The organism is Nonomuraea insulae (genome assembly GCF_042656245.1).
Genome location: NZ_JBHSPA010000028.1, coordinates 1 through 18799 on the forward strand (window position 1 = coordinate 1; position 18799 = coordinate 18799).

The 18799-nt window shown below is 68.8% G+C and carries 22 protein-coding genes and 4 pseudogenes; 17 read left to right on the plus strand and 9 right to left on the minus strand.

Annotated features, from left to right (window positions below; translation table 11 throughout):
* A pseudogene (locus ACFPZ3_RS25350) lies at positions 1–185 on the minus strand (aminoglycoside phosphotransferase); the annotation flags it as partial.
* Positions 186–775: 590 nt separating this feature from the next.
* Positions 776–1048 (minus strand): hypothetical protein, encoded by a 273-nt coding sequence (locus tag ACFPZ3_RS25355; protein WP_379516718.1) that lies wholly within the window; start codon positions 1046–1048, stop codon positions 776–778.
* Here ACFPZ3_RS25355 and ACFPZ3_RS25360 point away from each other — a divergent pair.
* Complete coding sequence (locus ACFPZ3_RS25360; protein WP_379516719.1) at positions 1031–1234, plus strand: DUF6010 family protein; 204 nt, start codon at positions 1031–1033, stop codon at positions 1232–1234. The two genes, ACFPZ3_RS25355 and ACFPZ3_RS25360, sit on opposite strands and share 18 nt — an antisense overlap.
* Positions 1235–1258: 24 nt before the next feature.
* Here the strand turns inward: ACFPZ3_RS25360 and ACFPZ3_RS25365 are convergent, their stop codons facing one another.
* The gene (locus ACFPZ3_RS25365) at positions 1259–1870 is read right to left on the minus strand and encodes a TetR/AcrR family transcriptional regulator (protein WP_379516720.1); all 612 of its coding nucleotides are present in this window, start codon (positions 1868–1870) and stop codon (positions 1259–1261) included.
* A 105-nt stretch (positions 1871–1975) separates the two neighbouring features.
* Here ACFPZ3_RS25365 and ACFPZ3_RS25370 point away from each other — a divergent pair, with 105 nt between their 5' ends.
* The 5 genes and pseudogenes from ACFPZ3_RS25370 to ACFPZ3_RS25390 form a co-directional block, all read left to right on the plus strand.
* Complete coding sequence (locus tag ACFPZ3_RS25370; protein ID WP_379516721.1) at positions 1976–2671, plus strand: nitroreductase; 696 nt, start codon at positions 1976–1978, stop codon at positions 2669–2671.
* Between the two features lie 302 nt (positions 2672–2973).
* On the plus strand, positions 2974–3261 hold the full coding sequence (locus ACFPZ3_RS25375; RefSeq protein ID WP_379516722.1) for a DUF4158 domain-containing protein: 288 nt from the start codon (positions 2974–2976) through the stop codon (positions 3259–3261).
* On the plus strand, positions 3189–3695 hold the full coding sequence (locus ACFPZ3_RS25380; protein WP_379516723.1) for a DUF4158 domain-containing protein: 507 nt from the start codon (positions 3189–3191) through the stop codon (positions 3693–3695). Before ACFPZ3_RS25375 ends, ACFPZ3_RS25380 begins: the two co-directional genes overlap by 73 nt.
* Positions 3661–4119 (plus strand): hypothetical protein, encoded by a 459-nt coding sequence (locus ACFPZ3_RS25385; protein ID WP_379516724.1) that lies wholly within the window; start codon positions 3661–3663, stop codon positions 4117–4119. The genes ACFPZ3_RS25380 and ACFPZ3_RS25385 overlap by 35 nt, the downstream gene beginning before the upstream one ends.
* Before the next feature lie 413 nt (positions 4120–4532).
* A pseudogene (locus ACFPZ3_RS25390) lies at positions 4533–4733 on the plus strand (Tn3 family transposase); the annotation flags it as partial.
* A gap of 119 nt (positions 4734–4852) precedes the next feature.
* On the opposite strand, the gene ACFPZ3_RS25395 reads toward ACFPZ3_RS25390, so the two are convergent.
* Entirely contained in the window at positions 4853–5452 is a 600-nt protein-coding gene (locus ACFPZ3_RS25395) for a TetR/AcrR family transcriptional regulator (protein ID WP_379516725.1), read from the minus strand.
* A gap of 97 nt (positions 5453–5549) precedes the next feature.
* Here ACFPZ3_RS25395 and ACFPZ3_RS25400 point away from each other — a divergent pair, with 97 nt between their 5' ends.
* Positions 5550–7040: a carboxylesterase/lipase family protein gene (locus ACFPZ3_RS25400; RefSeq protein WP_379516726.1), complete on the plus strand. Its 1491-nt coding sequence runs from the start codon at positions 5550–5552 to the stop codon at positions 7038–7040.
* A 131-nt stretch (positions 7041–7171) separates the two neighbouring features.
* On the opposite strand, the gene ACFPZ3_RS25405 is transcribed toward ACFPZ3_RS25400, so the two are convergent.
* Entirely contained in the window at positions 7172–7363 is a 192-nt protein-coding gene (locus ACFPZ3_RS25405) for a hypothetical protein (protein ID WP_379516727.1), read from the minus strand.
* A gap of 460 nt (positions 7364–7823) precedes the next feature.
* A complete protein-coding gene (locus tag ACFPZ3_RS25410) occupies positions 7824–8765 on the minus strand; it encodes a tyrosine-type recombinase/integrase (RefSeq protein WP_379516728.1) in 942 nt (313 codons plus the stop codon).
* 388 nt (positions 8766–9153) lie between these two features.
* Between ACFPZ3_RS25410 and ACFPZ3_RS25415 the strand changes: the two genes are divergently transcribed.
* From ACFPZ3_RS25415 to ACFPZ3_RS25430, 4 genes are all read left to right on the plus strand, one after another.
* Positions 9154–10146: a zinc-binding dehydrogenase gene (locus ACFPZ3_RS25415; RefSeq protein WP_379516729.1), complete on the plus strand. Its 993-nt coding sequence runs from the start codon at positions 9154–9156 to the stop codon at positions 10144–10146.
* A 67-nt stretch (positions 10147–10213) separates the two neighbouring features.
* Positions 10214–10555: an EthD family reductase gene (locus tag ACFPZ3_RS25420; RefSeq protein ID WP_379516730.1), complete on the plus strand. Its 342-nt coding sequence runs from the start codon at positions 10214–10216 to the stop codon at positions 10553–10555.
* A gap of 110 nt (positions 10556–10665) precedes the next feature.
* The gene (locus tag ACFPZ3_RS25425; RefSeq protein WP_379516731.1) at positions 10666–11661 is read left to right on the plus strand and encodes an RNA polymerase subunit sigma-70; all 996 of its coding nucleotides are present in this window, start codon (positions 10666–10668) and stop codon (positions 11659–11661) included.
* A gap of 464 nt (positions 11662–12125) precedes the next feature.
* Entirely contained in the window at positions 12126–12335 is a 210-nt protein-coding gene (locus ACFPZ3_RS25430) for a hypothetical protein (RefSeq protein WP_379516732.1), read from the plus strand.
* Between the two features lie 14 nt (positions 12336–12349).
* Here ACFPZ3_RS25430 and ACFPZ3_RS70320 read toward each other — a convergent pair.
* Positions 12350–12547, minus strand: a pseudogene (locus ACFPZ3_RS70320) (IS5/IS1182 family transposase); the annotation flags it as partial.
* A 519-nt stretch (positions 12548–13066) separates the two neighbouring features.
* On the opposite strand from ACFPZ3_RS70320, the gene ACFPZ3_RS25435 reads away from it, so the two are divergent.
* Positions 13067–13627, plus strand: a complete 561-nt coding sequence (locus ACFPZ3_RS25435) for an RNA polymerase sigma factor (protein ID WP_379516733.1) — start codon at positions 13067–13069, stop codon at positions 13625–13627.
* Complete coding sequence (locus tag ACFPZ3_RS25440; RefSeq protein ID WP_379516734.1) at positions 13624–14562, plus strand: hypothetical protein; 939 nt, start codon at positions 13624–13626, stop codon at positions 14560–14562. Before ACFPZ3_RS25435 ends, ACFPZ3_RS25440 begins: the two co-directional genes overlap by 4 nt.
* On the opposite strand, the gene ACFPZ3_RS25445 is transcribed toward ACFPZ3_RS25440, so the two are convergent.
* Positions 14555–14914: a DUF6192 family protein gene (locus ACFPZ3_RS25445; protein ID WP_379516735.1), complete on the minus strand. Its 360-nt coding sequence runs from the start codon at positions 14912–14914 to the stop codon at positions 14555–14557. The genes ACFPZ3_RS25440 and ACFPZ3_RS25445 overlap by 8 nt on opposite strands.
* Before the next feature lie 156 nt (positions 14915–15070).
* On the opposite strand from ACFPZ3_RS25445, the pseudogene ACFPZ3_RS25450 reads away from it, so the two are divergent.
* Positions 15071–15247, plus strand: a pseudogene (locus ACFPZ3_RS25450) (D-glutamate cyclase family protein); the annotation flags it as partial.
* A gap of 74 nt (positions 15248–15321) precedes the next feature.
* Here the strand turns inward: ACFPZ3_RS25450 and ACFPZ3_RS25455 are convergent.
* Entirely contained in the window at positions 15322–15876 is a 555-nt protein-coding gene (locus ACFPZ3_RS25455) for a TetR/AcrR family transcriptional regulator (protein WP_379516736.1), read from the minus strand.
* A 104-nt stretch (positions 15877–15980) separates the two neighbouring features.
* Here ACFPZ3_RS25455 and ACFPZ3_RS25460 point away from each other — a divergent pair, with 104 nt between their 5' ends.
* The 3 genes from ACFPZ3_RS25460 (at position 15981) to ACFPZ3_RS25470 (ending at position 18786) form a co-directional block, all read left to right on the plus strand.
* Positions 15981–16865: an aldo/keto reductase gene (locus ACFPZ3_RS25460; RefSeq protein ID WP_379516737.1), complete on the plus strand. Its 885-nt coding sequence runs from the start codon at positions 15981–15983 to the stop codon at positions 16863–16865.
* Positions 16866–17364: 499 nt separating this feature from the next.
* A complete protein-coding gene (locus ACFPZ3_RS25465; RefSeq protein ID WP_379516738.1) occupies positions 17365–17574 on the plus strand; it encodes a carboxylesterase family protein in 210 nt (69 codons plus the stop codon).
* Positions 17575–18000: 426 nt separating this feature from the next.
* The gene (locus ACFPZ3_RS25470) at positions 18001–18786 is read left to right on the plus strand and encodes a helix-turn-helix transcriptional regulator (RefSeq protein ID WP_379516739.1); all 786 of its coding nucleotides are present in this window, start codon (positions 18001–18003) and stop codon (positions 18784–18786) included.
* Positions 18787–18799 lie beyond the last annotated feature (13 nt).

Below are 18799 nucleotides of genomic sequence, written 5' to 3' on the forward strand. Positions count from 1 at the left end.
AGCAGCGCGTCCGCGTCCTGCGTCGCCCAGGGCAACCGGACGGCGAGGTCGTCGCCGAGCCGCCAGAGCTGGTTGTCCCAGCCCCGCGCGCCGAGCTTCACCGAATAATCGGCCAGGTCGGGGTGCTGGTCGCGCAGCAGATCCCGCACCAACTCCGCGGTGATCTCGATCTCGGTGTGCGTCATGCGGAGCAACATTAGCCGGATGATGAGGGACCCAGATCCCTCAGTCTCAGGCCAGGAGGGCCAGGGTTTCGGGCGCTTCCCAGGCGGTCAGTTCTCCCACCGGCCGCTTGTACCGTTTAGCCCCCCGTCACCGGACAGTTTCACGGACTACCTATCTGAGACAGCGTTCCCGCAGGTCGCGTCCCCGCCGATCGGCGGCGCCGCGTGTCTCGTTGAGGGGTCCTCAAACGGACACTCCCGAAGAGGGTCGGGGGTCGCCGTCGCGCACACACGAGTACGAACAAGATTGACCCACCGTGCACAGACAACGGGTTTCGGGACGATCGCCGGAAGGGCGTGATCGTCTGAGCTGGGGGGAGCGCGAAGCGGCCGCCAGTAGTGCGGAGCCGTCCCGTAAATGCGTGCGGGCAGCGAAGCTCTGTCCCGGGCCGTACATGTGTTGAAGGCGACCAGTGCGCGCAGGTCTGCCGTGCGATCGTTGCGCTCTCCTGCGGAGTGAACGGCTGCTCAGAGGGGACTCTGTCGCGGGATGTAAGCGATGGTCTGGGATGGGGCGGTCGCCGGTCCCCGGCGACCGCGCTACCTGGGCGTCATCCGAAGGTGACTACGGCTGCTTCGGAGGTGAGGGCCCGCAGGCCGGTGAGCGCACAGTCGAGGTTCGGATGGGCGAGGACGGGAACAGCGATGCCGCTGTCACCGGTCAGCGGGCCCGAGGTGATGGTGGCGGACACGGTGATGGTGCCGTTGAGCGGGTCGGTGTTGATCGCGAAGTCGAACTGGCTGTCCGGGCCGGTGTTCCAGTCGATGGTGCCGCTTCCCTCGATGCTCAGCAGCAGGTTACAGCCGTGTGGGACGTCATCCACGACCTCAAGGATGCCCCGATCCTGCCCTTCGCCGAGCACTCCTCCTTCGGCTGCGCCATCTGCGACCCGGTGATCGCGCTCTGGTGCTTCGCCGGCGGGCCGTCCGTCCTCGGCCGGCTCCGCGCCCGCCTGCCGGGCTCATGGCCAGCGTCGTCACACTTGCGCCGGCGCTGGCCTCATGGGTGAGGCGGCTCGTTCACGACGCGCACATCATCGAGCCTCCCCGCCCCCGTCAGCCCGTTCCGCCAGGCTGTGTGCGAGGAGGATCTCCGCGGCGGCCCGTGCGTGCCGGCCGTAGCCGGCCTCGCCCAGCACCATGGCGCGGCTGGCCGCCCCGTCCGCGAGCGTGACCAGCTGCTCGGCGAGTACGGCGGGGTCGCGGCAGCCAAGCTCCGTCAGCAGCGCGGTGACCAGCTGCACCATCCGCAGTTTCTGCTCGCGAGCGTAGGAGTGGACCACGCTCCCGGGGTCGGGGAACTCCGCCGCGGCATCGATGAACGGGCACCCGCGCACTGGGGCCGCGTCCGCCACGGGCAGGTCGAACAGCTGCAGGATCCGCTCCCGCGGGGAGAGGTCCTCGCGGGTCAGCACGCTCTCCAGGGTGTTGCCCGATGAGATGAGGTCTTGCAGGTGGGCGATCGCCAGGTCGTTCTTGGTCCGGAAGTGCGCGTAGAGCGTGCGTTTGGACACTGGAGCCTCGTCCGCGATCTGCTCCATGCCGGTCGCGCCGATCCCCTGGTTCGCGAACAAACGGGCGGCGGCGGCCAGGATGCGCTCACGTCCGCCGCGCCCCTGCCGTTGCGGTGTTGTGGCCGTCAGCATGGACCAAGTGTACGCCTGCGTTTACTTCACTTCGTGCGTGGTGGTAGCTTCGCAGCAGGAGGTAAACGCTTCCGTTTACCTAAGTCGTTGTTGAGGAGCGTTTCCATGAACCGGGCGGAGACCTTCGAGCTGAGCAGCCAGGCCGAAAGGCTGATCCGTGGACGTCGTGCGACGCGCGCGTTCCGGCCGCAAGCCGTACCCGAGGAGACGGTGCGCGCGATCTTCTCCCTGGCCGGCGCCGCGCCGTCCAATTCCAACGCCCAGCCGTGGCAGGTGGAGGTGGCCAGCGGCGCGGTGCGTGACCGGCTGGCGGACGCCCTGCCCAGGGCCCACGCCGAGCGGCGCGTCTCGGTCGACTTCCCGTATTCGGAGGACATGTACTCGCAAGTGCACCAGGCCCGGCGAGCGGAGTTCGGCGCCGAGCTCTACGGCGCGCTGGGCATCGGTCTTGACGACCACGCGGCGCGGGCGGCCTACGACGCCGAGAGTCTGCGCTTCTACGGGGCGCCGCACGTGGCGTTCCTGTTCGTCACCGGCGACGGCGGGCCGCGGCTGGCCGCGGATGGCGGCGCCTACATGCAGACGCTGCTGCTGGCGATGACCGCGTACGGCGTGGACAGCTGCCCTCAGGGGCTGCTGAGCTTCTACGCCGACACCATTCGCGGCGAACTCGGCGTCACCACGGGAAAGCTGCTCGTCGGCATCTCCTTCGGCTATGCCGACGAGACCGCGCCGGTGAACCAGGTCACGACTGGGCGGGCCGCACTTGAGACGACCACGGCCTTCCACGAGTGTGAGTAGTTGAGGTACGGAAAGTGCCGCTGAGATTGATCTTGCTGGAGCTGGCCGGCTCCGTCGGCGCTTCGAGCTGACGGGGAACGGCGCCGGCGCGCAGCTCGCGCAGGTCCGGGATGTGGTTGTACAGAGTGCCCGGGGAGACGCCCAGTAGTTTCGCGATCGAGCTGATGGAGCGGCCCGGGTCGGGCAGCAGGTCGGGCCTTCGGGGAGGATCGGACCGGATTTTGGCGCTAGAGAGACGATCTTGAAGACGATTCGGTGACGAGGGCTGTTTGCCCTGGTTGAGCGCTCTAGCGTGCCTGCTCATGCCCGTGGATTTCCTCTCAGATGAGCAAGTAGCCCGCTATCGCCGGTTCCGGCCCGAGGTGTCGGTAGCCGAACTCGAGCAGTTCTTCCGGCTGGATGCCAGGGCGCTGGAGGCGCTGGTGGGTAAGCGCCGCCCGGCGACCAAACTGGGTTGGGCGGTGCAGTGGGGCACCGTGCGAATGCTCGGCACCTTCCTGGCCGAAGATCCCTGGATGTGCCGGGGGTGGTGCTGGCGTTCGTCGCCGAGCAGCTCGGCATCGACCCGGCGTGCGCGATCGAGTACCTGACCCGGCCGAAGACCGCCTACGAACACGCCTGGGACATCCGGGACCTGCTGGAGCTTTCGGAGTTCTCCAAACGCGAGCAGGAAGTCCGCGACTACCTGGCCGCCCGGGTGTGGTCGACGATCGAGGGACCGCGAGCGCTATTCGACCGCGCCGTGGTGCACATGCTGCGCGAGGGCATTCTGCTGCCCACGGGGATCACGGCCCTGACCCGGCTGATCAGCGAGGTTCGCCGGGCCGAGCACGCGCGGTTGTATCGCACGCTGGCCGAGCGCGCGGGCCCAGAATTGCGGGCGCGGCTGGCCGATCTGCTGCGGGTTCCTGCTGATCGGCGGGTGTCGGAGCTGGAGCGGTTGCGTACCGCGCCGACGCGGGCCTCGGGCCGGGTGATGGTGGCGGGATTTGCTGATCACCTCGAATTTGCTGGCCCGGGCTGAGCGGGCGGGCAAGGCCGAGCAGCTGCGCACGTTCCCGAAGCTGCGTAAGGCGGCGCGCACGATGGCCTCGGCGGTGGAGGTGCTGATGTCGGCGCCGGAGGCGACCGAGGATCGGCTGGTGTCGCTGGTGGAGGTGTGGAAGGCGATCGAGGAGGTGGTGCCGCGGGAGAAGCTGGCCTCGGCGGTGGAGACGGTTGCGGCGTTCGTGCCCGTCACTGATGATGACGCGGCCGCGCAGTGGCGGGTCGAGCTGGTCAAGCGCTACCGCACAGTGCAGGGCTTCATCGAGTTGCTGCTGGAGGTGATTCGCTTCCGCGCGGTGGAGGCCGGCGCACCGGTGCTGGCGATGGTGCGCATGCCGCGGCGATGGCCAAGGGGCGTCGCCGCTACGGCCCTGGCGACGTCGCCGAGCACGAGGCGCTGATAACCGGGTCGTGGCGGCCGCTGGTCTACCGCAACCCCGATGTTCCGGAGGGGCAGATCGACAAGGCCGCGTTCATGCTGTGCGCGGTCATGCACCTGCACGGCGCGTTGCGCCGGCGCGATGTGTTCGCCGAGGGGTCGGAGCGGTGGAGCGATCCGCGGGCCCGGCTGCTGGACGGGGATGCGTGGCAGCAGGCGCGGCCGCGTATCCTCACCTCGCTGGAGTTGGAAGTCGAACCGGCCGGGCATCTGGCCGAGCTCGCCGGCGCGCTGGAGGGCGCTTATGCCCGGGTGCTGGACGGGCTCGGGGCCAACACCGCGGTGCAGTTCGTTGGCGGCCGGCTGCAGTTGGAGAAGCTCGGCGCGGCCGAGGAGCCGTCGCTGATGAAGGAGCTGCGTTCCCTGCTGGATGACATGCTGCCCCGGCTGGACTTTCCCGAGCTGCTGCTGGAGGTCTTTGACCGCACCGGTCTGCCGGCCGACTTCACTCACATCTCCGGTGCCGATCCGTCGATGGAGGACTTCGGGGTCAGTCTGGCCGCGCTGATCGTGGCCGAGGCGTGCAACGTGGGCCTGGTGCCGATCGAGAAGCCGAACGTGCCCGCGCTGACCAGGGCCCGGCTGCTTTGCCGGGCGCGGTGCCGAGGTAGAGGTGGCCGGTCAGCTGGCACCAGGCCGGGGAGCGGCCGGACTAGAGCTGATCTTGTCCCCCCGCCCCCGTGTCCGGGGGCAGGTCACGTACTCCTGAACAGCCGGTCCAGATGCACGTCGATCGCGGTGAGCGCGTCCTGGGGCTCGATCACGTCGAGTTCGATCAGGGAGGTGAAGCCGGTGAGGGCGAGGAGCAGGTTGGTCTCGGTCGCCGGGTCGCGGCCGGAGTCGATGTGCCCGTCGGCGATCGCCTGGCGGACCAGCTGCTCGACGAGGGCCCGCCCTTGGACGAGGCCGCGGCGCGCCTGCTCGTGCACGGCCTCGTCGTGCAGCGCCTCCAGGACGTAGGCGGCGCTCATCCGGCTGGTCGCGCGGGCGTCGGCATGCAGGGGGAGCATTTCGGCGAGCGTCAGTCGCAGCACGTCACGGGGGTGCGGACGGTCACCGAGCTTTTCGAGCCCCTGGTGTACGCGCAGCGAGGTCTGCTCGGACGCGAAGTCCATGGCGAAGGAGAGCATGGCGGTCCGGGAGGCGAAGTAGTGCTGCAGCTGCCCGAGTGACATGCCCGCCTCCTGCGCCACCACGCGCATCGTCAGCTGTGTGACGCCGCGCTGCTCCACCACCCGCCACAGTGCGCGGGCGATCGCTTCGCGGCGTTCGCGGTGATCCACCTGTTTCGGCATCGCCAGGCCTCTCCCTCGTACCCGGTACTGTTCCAATACGATTGACATAATACACCTGACCCATAATCCTGGGGTCCACTCAAGGGAAGGAATCGTCATGTCCGAACAGCCGAAGGTACGGACCACGGAAGGCGTGGTGCAGGGGCGCCGGCGGCAGGGGCACGCGATGTTCCGCGGCATCCCCTACGCCCAGCCCCCGGTCGGAGCGCTCCGCTTCGCCGCGCCCGCGCCGCCGCACCGCTGGGAGGGGACGAGGCAGGCGGTCGAGTTCGGCCCCGTGGTGCCACTGTCCCTGCCGATCGACGTGCCCCCGCAGGGCACCGACTGGCTGACGCTCAACGTCGGCACTCCGGATCCCGGCGCGGCGGGACTGCCGGTGCTGGTGTGGATCCCCGTGGGCGGCTACCTCTCGGCGGCGTCGAGCGACCCGATGTTCGACCCGGCAGCGCTGGCCGAGGCGGGACTCGTCGTGGTGACCATCAACTGCCGTGTGGGCGCGGAGGGTTTCGCGTTCCTCGACGACGCGCCGCCCAACCGCGGATTCCTCGACCAGATCGCGGCGCTGGAGTGGGTGCAGCGCAACATCGCCGCCTTCGGAGGCGACCCCGGCCGGGTCACCGTGGCCGGGGTGTCCGCCGGGGCAGGGTCGGTCGCCGCCCTGCTGACGATGACGCCGGCGCGCGGACTGTTCCGGCGGGCCATCGCCCATTCGGTGCCGGGGCTGCACAGCACCCCCGCGCTGGCACGGCAGGTCACCGCCGCGTTCGCGGACCGGCTCGGCGCGGCGGCCCCCACCGCCGAGGCCCTGCGCGACATCGACCCCTGGCACCTGGCCGCCGAGCTCACCTCCTTCAACGCCGGCCTCCACGCGCACCGGGAGAGCTGGGGACGCCTCACCGAGACCGGCACCGCGCTGTGCCCCGTCGTCGACGGCGAGGTCCTGCCGGAAACGCCCTGGCCCGCGCTGACCGGCGCGCGCGCGAGCGGGACCGAACTGCTCGTCGGCCACACCCGGGACGAATTCCGGTACTTCAGCGTCATGAGCGGACGGCAGGGCACCTTCACCGAGCAGGACGCCCACGCAGCCCTGGACCTGCTCGCCCCGCAGCCGCACGGCGCGCGGGCCTACCGTGCCGCGTTCCCGCAGGCAGGCCCGGAGGAGCTGGTGGAGACGGTGTACTCCGACGCCCTCTTCCGCATGCCGTCACAGAAGCTGGCCGAGGCGAACGCCGCAGCCGGCGGCACCTCGTACCTGTTCGAACTGTGCTGGACCGCCCCGGCCCTCGGCGGCATCCTGGGCGCCTGCCACAGCCTCGACGTGCCCCTGGCGTTCGGCACGCTGGACAGCCCCGCCGGCACCCAGCTCATCGGCGAGGAGCCCACTCCCGAGGCCGTCGCGCTCTCCCGCGAACTCCAGGAGGCATGGGTCCGCTTCATCACCACCGGCGACGCGGGCTGGTCCGCCCACCGGCCCGGCGGGCACCTCACCCGCGTCCTGGACACCGAGTCGAAGACTCTGCCCTACCCCGAACAGGCCTCCCGCCAGATCTGGGAAGGTTACTTCCCCGCCCCCTTCGATCTCTCGTAATTGTCCGGGTCGGCTCCTGCGACTGCGACGCCGCCACTCACCTGCCCGTCGGGGACAGCGCGAATTGGCGTACAGCCAGGCAACACCCGGCCCGCTTGGCATCAGATCCCACCCGAGGGTGACGGACGACATCAAGAGCCGGGAGAGGCCGGCGGGAGAGGGCCCAGGTCACGGATGATCCCGGCCAGGGCCCGGATGGGCTCGCTCTCCGCCTCCCTGCGCCACACCAGCGCGTACGACAGCGGCTCCAGATCGGTGACCGGCAGGTAGGCGATGTCCGGCCATGCACAGTAGCGGGTGACGTGGGCGGGAAAGAGCACCACGAGCCCGTGATGCTGGCGAGGGCAGGGCCTCTTCCGCGTCTCGCACCACGGGGCCGCGCTCGATCTGACGGCCCCGTCGGGTGAAGCGCGGGGCGTCGCCTCGGTGACGCCGGTCTCTCACCCCAGGGCAGCGGAGTGCCGGCATCGGGCGCGGCCGAGATGTCCCGGCCGCCGGCTGGTTCGACGGGGGCGGAGGGGGCGGTGAGGCCGCGGAAGATGGCGGTGCCGAGCCGCCACGAGCGTCAGCAGTACGGAGAGCACCTCGGTGCCGAGCGGCACCCCGAGGGAGAACGTCTGATTCCAGGACAGGCCCGTGGTGTCGAGACTGCTGGTGAACGTCCGCGCGAACCCGGCCGGCGCTCCCCGGCCTGGGCCTCGGTCAGCAGCCTGTTCATGATCGGGGCCAGACCAAGTACGAGAGAAAGGGGCAGCGTCCCCTCCCACTCGGAGAAGTTCCTGATCAGTGGGTACGGCGGCGGGGTGCCAGGACCTCGGTGACCTTGGCGATGGCTTCGGCACCGGGTTTGACGTAGCGCATGGCGGTGCGGGGGTTCTTGTGGCGGGTCTTGCCCATGATGAGCTGCAGCGGTACTTCGGCCTCGCCGAGGTGGGTGGCGGCGCTGTGGCGCAGCTGGTGCAGGTCGAGCCCGGCGTACTTGTCCAGCAGGACGCGGGCGTGGTCGTAGCCCAGGCGGGCGCGGCCGGTGTGCGGGCAGATGTCGGCGGCCGCGGGGCGGCGGGCCGGGACCGGGCGGCGTTCGGACAGGAACAGCGGGCCGTGCGTGCGCGTGTTGCCGTCGGGGAGCCGGAGGAGGCGGGGTAGCAAATGGGCGGTGCCGCTGTCCCAGTACACCCACTCGGTGGCGCCGCCCTTGGAGCGGACGGGGGCGCGGCGGTGCTCCAGGTCGAGGTCTTCGACGTTCAGCGCGAGGATCTCGGCGGTCCGGGCGGCCGTTTCGTACAGCGTCCGCCACAGGGTCTTCTCCCGGAGCGGGATGTCGCGGCGGGACAGCAGCCGATGGATGGTGGTCTTGGCGACCGCGCGGGTCTCGTCAGCGCTCTCCTTGCGGCGTTCGGCCTCAGCCGGGACCGACGGCGCGGCCCAGTGCTTCTTGGTGCGGCACCAGGCCAGCCAGGAGGTGACGGCGGCGCGGTTGCGGTTCCAGGCCGCCGGCGCGCTGGTACCCCACAGCTCGGTGAGCGCGGCGCCGATCTCGGCGTCGGTGACGTCGGCGAGCGGCCGGTCGCGGCCGAGTCGCTCGATGGTGCGGTCGATGGCCGAGGCGTAGGCGCGGTGGGTGTTGGGGTTGGCGGTGCGGGGGGTGGCCAGGAAGGCGTCGGCGGCCGCGGCGAGCGTGATGTGCCCGCCGCGCAGGGCGGTTACCTTCGGCGCGGCGCTCATGCCGGCCGCCGCGCGATGCCCGGTGCGATGTACCGGATAACGTGCCGGAGTCGTGCACCGCCCCAGCGAGGAGTGTTCCTGGTCGCCGCGCCACCATGATCGCTCATGTACGTGATAACAGATCTTTATCACGTACATGCCCTGCCCTGGCTGCGGTACCTAGGTACCGAATGCAAGCCCTTCTCGCGTAGCGCCAAAATCCGGTCCGATCCTCCCCGAAGGCCAACATGAACAGCAGGCTCACCCTCGGCGAAAGCTGACTCCGTGCGGTTCGGGAGCGGCCGATTCCTTTTTGTGGTGGCCGGGGTCTACATGGGGGGAGGCGCGGCCCGCGCAACGGGCCGGTCGGTCTCTCTCATGTACGCCGAGATAGAAAGGCTGATTGCCGATGAGGATTCCCGCGACCATGCGCGCGCTGCAGCAGACTTCCCTTAACGGTCCGCAGGACATGCGCCTGATCACCGACGCGCCGGTGCCGAGCCCCGGCCAGGGCGAGGTCCTGATCCGCGTCAGCGCCGCCGGGGTCAACTTCGCCGACATCTCGAGGGCCCATGGCACGTTCGGAGACGGCCCGCGGCCACCGTACCTGGCGGGTTTCGAGGCCGCCGGTGAGGTCATCGCGGTGGGCGAGGCGGTGACCGGCCCGCAACCGGGGGCCCGTGTCGTCGGCGTTGGAGACGGCGCTTTCGCCGAGTACATGGTCCTGCCCGCGGCTGCGGCGGTGCCGGTGCCTTCGGGCTGGACGGAGCAGCAGGCGCTGGGTCTGGTCGTGAACTGGCCCACCGCGCTGGCCGCGCTCAAGCCTCTGGGCGGCATCGGCACCGGGCACGTTGTGCTGATCCACGCCGCGGCGGGCGGGACCGGCCAGGCTGCGGTGCGAATAGCCAAGCACTACGGTGCGACGGTCATTGCCACCGCCTCGCCGGGCAAGCACGAGACAGTGCTGGCGCTGGGAGCCGACCACGTCCTGGACTCTCTCGGTGGCGACCTCGCCGCCGAAGTGGCGGAGCTGACCGGCGGTTCCGGCGTCGATGTGGTTCTGGAGTCGGCTGGCGGCGCCACCTTCGCCGCCAGCCTGGCCGCGGCCAAGCGGGTCACCGGCCGGGTCGTCGTCTACGGTGTGGCAGGCGGCGAAGCCCCGATCACCAACTGGGAGCTGGTGTACAAGCACCAGGTCCACGTCATCGGCCTCAATATCGGCGTGCTGATCCAGGCCGCGCCGCAGATCTTCGGCGAGCTCATGGGTGAGCTGTCCGCGCTGATCGCGGCCGGCGTGCTCGCCCCCATCCTGCCCACCGTGTACGAGCTGGCCGACGGCCCGAAAGCGCTGACGGAGCTGGAAGCCAGGGCCACCGTCGGCAAACTCGCCCTGCTTCCCTGAGGAAACCCCCTTGTACCGAGCCGGTGACGCCGCACACCGGAGGTTCCCATGACAGGAGTCGAAACAGATGACCGCAACCGTGGACTCGGCCGCCAGGCAGATGGCGCGATTCGTCGTGATGTACGACACCCCCTCCGACGTCGACGCGTTCGAACGTCACTACCACGATGTCCACATCCCGTTGGCGAAACAGTATCCGGGCCTGCGTCGTTACACGCGCAGTCATGAGCCGGCAGCCGTGATCGGCGAGCCGTGCTACATGGTCGTGATGCTGGACTGGGACGACATGGCTGCGCTGAAAGCCGCGCTCGGGTCCGAGATCGGCCGGCGCACCGCCGAGGACGCCGTGGCGAACCTGGCCCGCTACGCGACCTTCCGCGGCATGATCCTGCAGCTCGACGAGGTCTGATCGCAGATGCCGCCTCTCCGAGAGGGTGCCCGCGTCGTCGATGGTGGCGGAGCCTGGTGTTGTCGGCACGTGGACCACGCCCGGACGTGTTGCAGCACTAGGCTCGCGGCGTGACATCGCATCTGCGGGCGGCACCGAATCAAGACCGGTTCACGGCCGAGACTGAGCGGTTCCGCCGGGAGCTGCTGGCGCACTGCTACCGCATGGTCGGCTCGGCGCACGACGCCGAGGACTTGGTGCAGGAGAGCTATCTGCGGGCGTGGCGGTCCTACCCCGGATTCGAGGGCCGGGCGTCGATTCGGTCCTGGCTCTACAAGATCGCTACCAACGTCTGCCTGACGGCGTTGAAACCGCGCCCGATCCGGGTGCTGCCCTCGGGTCTGACAGGCTCCTACGACGGACCCGATCGCCCGCCGAGTACCGTTGCGCCGGGTGAGGTCTCGTGGCTGGAACCGCTGCCGGACGCGTGGATCGCCCCGCCCGCCGACGATCCGGCTGCGGTGGTGGTCGAACGCGAGTCGCTGCGGCTGGCGCTCATCGCCGGCCTGCAGCACCTGCCCGCCCGCCAGCGTGCGATCCTCATCCTGCGCGAGGTGCTGGCGTTCTCGGCGGCCGAGACCGCGGAGATCCTCGACACCACCACGGCAGCGGTCAAGAGCGGTCTGCAGCGCGCCCGCGCCCGGCTGGACGAATTGAAGCCGGAGCCCGAGGAACTGCTCGAACCGACCGACCAACGGGCACGCGCGCTGCTCAACGGCTACATCGCGGCCTTCGAGCGCTCCGATGCCGGCCTGCTGGAACAGGTGCTGCGCGCGGATGCCACGCTGGAGGCGACGCCATTCCGCGAATGGCAGGCGGGCCGGGCGATGTGCATCCACATGCTCGACACGTATGTGCTGGGCACACCAGGCGACTGGCGGCTGATCGCGACCACCGCCAACGGCCAACCCGCCGCCGTCGTGTACCACCGGGATGCGGACGGCGCGCTCCGAGCCGACGGCGCCGTGGTGCTGGCCCCCACCGCCACCGGCGTCTCCCGCGTGATCAAGTTCCACGATCCGGCGCTGGTCGCGACGTTCGGCTTCGCGGACGTGCTCGCGCACTGACCCGCCAACGGGTACAGCCGGAGCCAGCCTGCTCGAACTCCAGGCGTTTCGCATCGGCGTCGGCATGTTCCCGCAACTGCTCGGCCGGATTGCGGATCGGGTATCCAGGCGACGCACCGGCCCCGCGCTCCCGGCGGGGCCGACCGCGTACACACGGTGCGCTCCGCGGAACACCTGGCCCGGCCGGTCCCGGCGACCACGTCGAAACGGACACACGGGGACACAGTTCGTTCCGGAAGTCGTTCCACAACTCTTGTTCCAGAACTGCCACCGAATCCCCCCGCAGCCACGCCAGCGCCTTCCTCAGGCCCAGCGTCAACTGCGGCAACGCAGACAACACCGTTCGTGTCGTCGTGGGCACAGGGCCGAGCACCAACGTCAACGGCTCCTTCTTCCTCTTCATCCCGTGACAGGCACCACCAGTCAGCACCTCACCAAGAGCCTGTAGAAAGAAGAGGAAGACAATGATCAACACCAGGATGGTCGTCCGCATCGCAGCGGCACTCGCAGCCGTCGCCGTCTTCGCACCCGCCGCCGCCCTCGCCGACACCTACTACGCCCAAGGCTGGGCCCGGGTGGACGTGGGCGGCACCCTGCTGGCCGGCCAGAACGTCGTCTCCTCGGAGATGGCTGCCGCCTCGATCTTGCGCGACGAGCGGATTCCCTTGCTGTAGCAGTACAGCACCAACCCAAGCAGCACCGCGGGGTGATAGGCCGCGCCTGCTTTTCCATCGGCACGGTAACCGGCCAGGAACCCCGACAAGTCCAGCTCCTCCACCACCGCCTGGATCTTCCAGCACAGATGCTTCGGCGGCAGCCAGTCCCGGATCTTCGGCGGAAACACCAACGCACGCTCCGCGGCGCAGGGGATGAAGTTGAACGTCACGCATGCACGACGCCCGTGTGATCACCGTGACTGACGTGATCATAATGACGATCAAGAAACGAATCCCCGACCGTCAAAGATCACCTTGACAGGTGAAGATCGGCACCTCTGCGACAGCCTCCCGCTCAGCCGGCCGGTGCACCCAAACCCTCTCGACCCGGCCCAGGACGTCCACCAGGGATCCCCAATCGCCGACCCGCGCCCCGCTACGACGTGGGCAAGACCGTCAAACGGGGCCGCACCCTCGCAGCTCTACAACAATCCGGAGGATAAAGAACAAGCTAAGAAGGTGTTTTCATACCCCTGAATGATCTTTTGGGAGCCTCGTCGGAGTGGCGGCGGAGAACTGCGCTGCCGCGACAGGATCTCCTTGGAACCAGACCGTGTCGAAGGCATTTCGCCCAGGGTGGTGCTCGAGCCTCTAGATGTGGCCCGGCGGAAATGATGGGCGTTGCGCGCACATAGGCATAGGTGTCCGTGTAGATCAGCCGATGAGGAGATTCGCCATGGAAACCGCCCGTGGACGATGAGCGGTTGGCCAAATTTGAGGCCGCCTACAACCGGGCCTACGGCCAAATCACTGCCTACGCCGCGCGCCGCTGCGACTCCCCCCAGGACGCCGCCGACGTGGTGGCGGAAACCTTCACCGTCGCCTGGCGCCGGGTGGACGAGCTGCCGGAGGGCGTCGAAGCCACACCCTGGCTGTACGGCGTGGCGCGCAAGGTTCTGGCCAACCATTTCCGGGGCGACAACCGCCGCCGGGCGCGCACCGCAGAGCTCGACGCCGAGCTGGCCGACCTGTACGGGCATTCCCCGGACACCGAAGTCGAGCTGGACGCGATCGGCCGGGCATTCAGAAGCCTGCCTGACGACGACCGGGAGCTGCTGTCCCTGGTCGCCTGGGAGGGCTTGGAGCGCGAGGAGATCGCCAAGGCGCTGGGGCTGTCCCGCAACGCTGTACGCATCAGGCTGCACCGCGCCCGCCGGCGTCTGTCCGGCGCGCTCGCCGAGGCGGGCGTGCAGGTCACTGCAGAGAGCCGGCTGGTCTTGGCGGAGAAACCGCAGGGAGAAATGCTGTGAAAGACATCGACGAGATCGAGGCGATCAAGCCGCTGGCCCGGGTCGAACCCGGCGGCCAGGGCGGTGAGCCATCCAGCGCGGCGGCGCGCGCGCTGCTGGCCGCGATCATCGCGCAGGAGCCCGGCACGGTGCGGCGGACCTCCCGCCGGTACGCGCCCAAGCGGCTGGCGTTCGGGCTGGCGAGCGCGGTCGCGCTCGCCGCGGGCCTCGTGGCGGTCCCGATCGTGCTGCAGGACGGCGTGCCCAGCTCGTACGCCGTCAACCTGGAGGACGGGATGGTGACAATCCAGATCCGCGACTTCAGTGACGCCGCCGGGCTGAAAAGGCGGCTGGAGGAGTTGAAGGTGCCCGCGCTGGTTGACTACGTCCCCAAGGGCATGATGTGCCGGGAACCGCGCGGAAAGTTCGTGGAGAACATCCCCCGCGGTCTGTACAGCCTGCCGGAGAACATCCCCGGGGAGTCGGAGGGCTGGCAGATGCGCATCAACACCGAGCTGTTCGGTCCCGGTCAGACATTCGTCTGGACCATCAGCGGCAAGGGCGGCCTGACCACCACGTACCTGATGGAGGGCCCGGTGGCGCCCTGCGAGCCTGTGCCCGCCCCCACGCCGAAGAGAATCGAGCCGGAGTTCCGCATCGCGACCGACAAGGGCCGCTCGCTAGAGGGGTTGCGGGTGGAGGAGAAGACCGTCGGCGAGGTTTTGCCCGAGCTAAGGAGTCGTGGCAAGAAGGTCATCTTCGCGATCATCTCCATCCCGCCGGGAAACCCCGGGGGTTACGGCATCGACCGCACACAGGAGGAACCCGTCGGCAACCATTGGGTCGTCTGGGAGGCGGAGGAGAACGCCAAGGGAGTGATCCGTCTGCTCGTGACGGAGCACCGGCTGAACAAGAACCCCGTCTACGGCGGACCACGGGACGCGGTCATCAAGTAGTGAGCGGACCCAAGTAAGGGTCGCGGATGCGCTCGACTTTCTCCTGCACGCTGACCGGGCGCTCGACCTGGTGGCCGACCAGTCGCTTGGCGGCGTCCATCGTCCAGCGGCGGGTCCCACTGCGCTCGTGCAGCGGCGGTTCGGCGAGCCGGGCGTACCGTTCTTGCTCGTCGGTTATGGAGGCCGCTCTCCCCCGCGCGCGACGTGTGGGACAACGGCGGGATGCGGACCACCAACTCCAAGCATGCTCCTGATCACAGCGCCCGCGTTCCCCGAGTCGACCAAGGCATCCCTGGCCCAGCGGCTTCGTGCTCACGCCAAGGACGCCTGGCCCCAGCTGACCACCGTCCATGTGCGCTACCGCGCGTCCTTCGGCTACGTGGAAGGGGAGCTGGCCGACGGGGAGATGCTGCCGCTGATGCGGTTGCGCTACGGAGGCTCAGCTCACCGCTGGGGCCTTGCCATCTATTCGGCCAGCAAGGACGGCTTTGAGGACCAGATCTGGTTCCGGCCGGACTTCGGCGACGCGGTGAAGGTACGCGTCGGCGAGCTGCCGGTTTTCTGGGCCTGCGGGGTGATCCCCCAGGCCGCGGTGATGCGGGCGCGACCGCCGTTCGCCATCGGCCACGCCCCCGGCCACATGGCCGTCACCGACGCCCGCGACAGTACGTATCTGGTGCCCTGACCTGCTCACTCTCGGGCGCGCCCGCCGTAATCTGCTGGCGACGCCTCACCCGCTGATCATTCTGGTAAGACTGCTCAGCCCGCAATGCCCTTCACCGCGGCTCGGAAGACGCGTTCGCGCTGGTCGTCATTACGGTAGACGCCGACGCTCACGCCGATTGCGAATCGCATCACGTCGTCGATATCGAGGCTTGGATCGACCTGCCCTGCCTCGTGAGCGTGGGCGATGAGCGAGCCGCCGGCGGCGTAGAGGGCGTCGCGCGCCACCGGATAGGCGTTCGGGTTGAAGGCCAGACCTTCGATGAGCGCGCGCTTGGTGTTCGCGAGCTCGACGAACCGTCGAAGCCAGGCGACGAGGGCGCCGAACGGATCGTCCGCTCCCGCGAGCTCCTCGGCGTACTCGCACACGGCCTGAACTTCCGAGAGGTACACGACCTCGACGAGCGCGTCACGGGTGGGGAAGTTTCGATACAACGTCGCGTTGCCGACGCCGGCTCGTCGCGCGATCTCGTCCATGCTCGCGTCGGCACCGAGCTCCGCGAAGGCGTCACGCGCAGCCGCGACGAGGGCATCGAAGTTGCGTGCGGCGTCCGCCCGATGCGGGCGCCGCTGAGCGAGCAAGTCGCGCATGAACAGAGCCAATCTGGTTTAAACGGATAGACTCCCCAGTAAACTGGGGAATGTCCCCGCATAATCGGGGAGTGGCTCCATTTCATCACAGGAAGTAGCGCATTGTGGCATACAAGCCCGGCACGATCACCATCGGCGGCGACCTCGAGGTCAGCAAGATCGGCTATGGAGCCATGCAGCTCACCGGCCCTCAGGTGTGGGGCCCGTATCCGGACCACGAGGGCGGCGTCCAGCTCCTGCGCTCTCTCCTGGACCAGGGCGTGAACTTCATCGACACCGCTGACGTCTACGGACCACACACGAACGAGCTCCTGATCCGCGAGGCCCTCTACCCGTATCCGGACGAGCTCATCATCGCGACCAAAGGCGGGTTCGTGCGCGGCGGTTACGAGTACTCAACCCTCGGCTGGGTCGGAAACCCCAAGTACCTCCGACAATCGCTCATGATGAGCCTGCAGCGGCTCGGCCTCGATCGCGTGCAGCTCTACTACCTCCACAGCGGACATGCCACCGACGCCCCCTTCGAAGACCAGATCGGGGAGCTCAAGGCCATGCAGGACGAGGGCTATATCCAGCACATCGGCCTCTCCAACGTCACACCCGAACAGTTCGCAACGGCGCGCGGCATCGCCGACATCGCGGCGGTCACCGCTCTCTACAACGTCGGTAATCGCATGGGAGGCAAGTTGCTCGCGGCGGCTGAGGAGGCCGGCGCGGTCTTCTCACCCTGGCATCCGGCAAGCCTTCGCGACGGAGGCGGCAATGCGGAGCACGTGGCGTCGATCCTTGCCCCCATCGCCGCCGCGCACGGCGTCACCCCGCAGCAGCTGGCGATCGCATGGCTCCTGCACTGTTCCCCCACCATGCTTCCGATTCCCGGAACCAAGAGCCTCGCCCACCTGCGAGAGAACGTCGCCGCCGCGTCGGTGAACCTCAGCGAGGACGAAGTCGCGACCATCACAGAACTCGTTGACGAAACAACGGAATGAACGGGTAGGACTGCAGCTCAATGTGCCGTGCCTCAAGGTTCTCACACACATGCCGGATGCTTGTGGTGCCGGGCACGGGCGTGATCGCTCCAAGCGTGGGGATCGATTTCACACCCACGAGATGACGAGTCGGTTGTGTGGCGCGTCGAAGGCGAAACGGCCTCCGGCGTGCTCGAATGGCTCGTTTCGCGCCGGGTCGCCGGCGGTCTGGATCTCGAAAATGAGGGGTTCGGGACCGGTACTCCCGGTTCCAGGCGTGGATCTCTCCGGCGTGGTCGGAGATGAAACCCAACATCGCGATACTCACCCGGTCGAACGCTCTGGCCGGCGCCGGGTTGTGCCTGGGATTGCTCGGCCGCAGGGCTACGCCCGCGCCGCCGAGCTGTTCGAGAAGATGGCGAGGCCGAGGCGAGCAGCCGATGCCGCGACCAGGGGACGCTGCCCGCTGACGGCTGACCGCCAATGTTCATGTACGTGATGATCGTCCATTATCACGTACATGAGCGATCACGGCGGCGCGGCGACCAGAACCATGATCAGCTACTGGACCCGGTTCGCCGCCACCGGAAACCCCAACGGCAACGGACAACCCCGCTGGATGCCCTTCCAGGACGGCGGCCGGGCGCAATCACTCGCAACAACCACCGTCGGCCAGACCGACCTCAGCGCAGAACACCAGTGCGCCTTCTGGAAGACCATCGATTCGTGACCTCGATGTTGGTGACTTTGCCCAGCCGACCCGAGGTAGCTGAGCGAGTTGAGAATGCGACGGACGGCGTCAGCGCCCAGGAATCCGGGTGCATCCGGCTCAAGTCCGGCAACCTCGTGCGGACGGATGGCGACCGTAAGCATCCGAGCCCGTCCAGAAACGTATACCTTTCCGGACACCTTGGCGACCAGGCGCGACACCGTCCAGAAACCTCTATCCAGAAAATGCTGCGGCACAGCGCGCTCGCGCACGAGGCGGCCTGGTCGGCAGCATCCCCGGGCAGCGACACGCGTGGGCGCGCCGTACAGACGAGGTCTGTTAGTCACGACATAGCATGACCTGATGGGCATTTCCCGGCTCTCCACAGATGCGCGGCAGCGGCGCAGTTCCGAGATGCGCGCATTCCTCCGTTCGCGGCGAGCCCGGGTGAGGCCCGCTGACGTGGGCATGCCGGCAGGAGAGGGCCGCCGTACGCCCGGGCTGCGGCGGGAGGAGGTGGCGGTGCTCGCCGGCGTAGGAGTGTCCTGGTACACCTGGCTCGAGCAGGGACGCGACATCAACGTCTCCGCCGACGTCCTGGACGCCATCGCCAGGGTGCTGCGCCTGGAGCCCGCCGAGCGCGAGCACCTGTACCTCCTCGCCGGCCTCAATCCGCCGCAGGCGGCGCCGTCCGAAGGCCGGGTCCCCGATGCCGTGCGGCGGCTGCTGGAGGGCTGGCTGCCGCGGCCCGCGTACATCATCGACCGGCACTGGAACGTCCTCGCGGTCAACCGCGCGGCGGAGATCGTGTTCCAGTGCAACGAGTACGACCACAACTGCCTGGTCAGCTTCTTCACCAACGCCCGCTACCGTGCGGCAGTCGTGGACTGGCACGACGCGGCGCGAGCGATGGTCGGCCTGTTCCGGGCGGACGCCGCCCGCTACCCGGACGATCCCGAATTCGGCCGCCTGGCCGCGGACATGTGTGCCGCGAGCCCCGCCTTCGCCGAGATTTGGGCGGAACTCCCCGTGGGCGGTCCCACCCACGGCACCAAGGCCCTGGAGATTCCCGGCCTGGGGACGCTGACCTTCGAGGCCACCACCCTGCCGCTGCCCGAACTGCCCGGCCACCGCCTATCGCTGCACACCCCCGCACCCGGGACGGGAACGGAGGCCCTGCTGGAGCGCTTGGTGGTGGTGTCAGACCCAGGTTCAGCCAACACTGCCGCGTAAGCTCCCGCCGCTG

Coding starts and splice junctions, on each gene's coding strand:
- ACFPZ3_RS25365 (WP_379516720.1), bottom strand. CDS start 1,870: ATGCTGACGGCCACAACACCGCAACGGCAGGGGCGCGGCGGACGTGAG.
- ACFPZ3_RS25370 (WP_379516721.1), top strand. CDS start 1,976: ATGAACCGGGCGGAGACCTTCGAGCTGAGCAGCCAGGCCGAAAGGCTG.
- ACFPZ3_RS25375 (WP_379516722.1), top strand. CDS start 2,974: ATGCCCGTGGATTTCCTCTCAGATGAGCAAGTAGCCCGCTATCGCCGG.
- ACFPZ3_RS25395 (WP_379516725.1), bottom strand. CDS start 5,452: ATGCCGAAACAGGTGGATCACCGCGAACGCCGCGAAGCGATCGCCCGC.
- ACFPZ3_RS25400 (WP_379516726.1), top strand. CDS start 5,550: ATGTCCGAACAGCCGAAGGTACGGACCACGGAAGGCGTGGTGCAGGGG.
- ACFPZ3_RS25410 (WP_379516728.1), bottom strand. CDS start 8,765: ATGAGCGCCGCGCCGAAGGTAACCGCCCTGCGCGGCGGGCACATCACG.
- ACFPZ3_RS25415 (WP_379516729.1), top strand. CDS start 9,154: ATGAGGATTCCCGCGACCATGCGCGCGCTGCAGCAGACTTCCCTTAAC.
- ACFPZ3_RS25420 (WP_379516730.1), top strand. CDS start 10,214: ATGACCGCAACCGTGGACTCGGCCGCCAGGCAGATGGCGCGATTCGTC.
- ACFPZ3_RS25430 (WP_379516732.1), top strand. CDS start 12,126: ATGATCAACACCAGGATGGTCGTCCGCATCGCAGCGGCACTCGCAGCC.
- ACFPZ3_RS25445 (WP_379516735.1), bottom strand. CDS start 14,914: ATGGACGGTGGTCAGCTGGGGCCAGGCGTCCTTGGCGTGAGCACGAAG.
- ACFPZ3_RS25455 (WP_379516736.1), bottom strand. CDS start 15,876: ATGCGCGACTTGCTCGCTCAGCGGCGCCCGCATCGGGCGGACGCCGCA.
- ACFPZ3_RS25465 (WP_379516738.1), top strand. CDS start 17,365: ATGAGCGATCACGGCGGCGCGGCGACCAGAACCATGATCAGCTACTGG.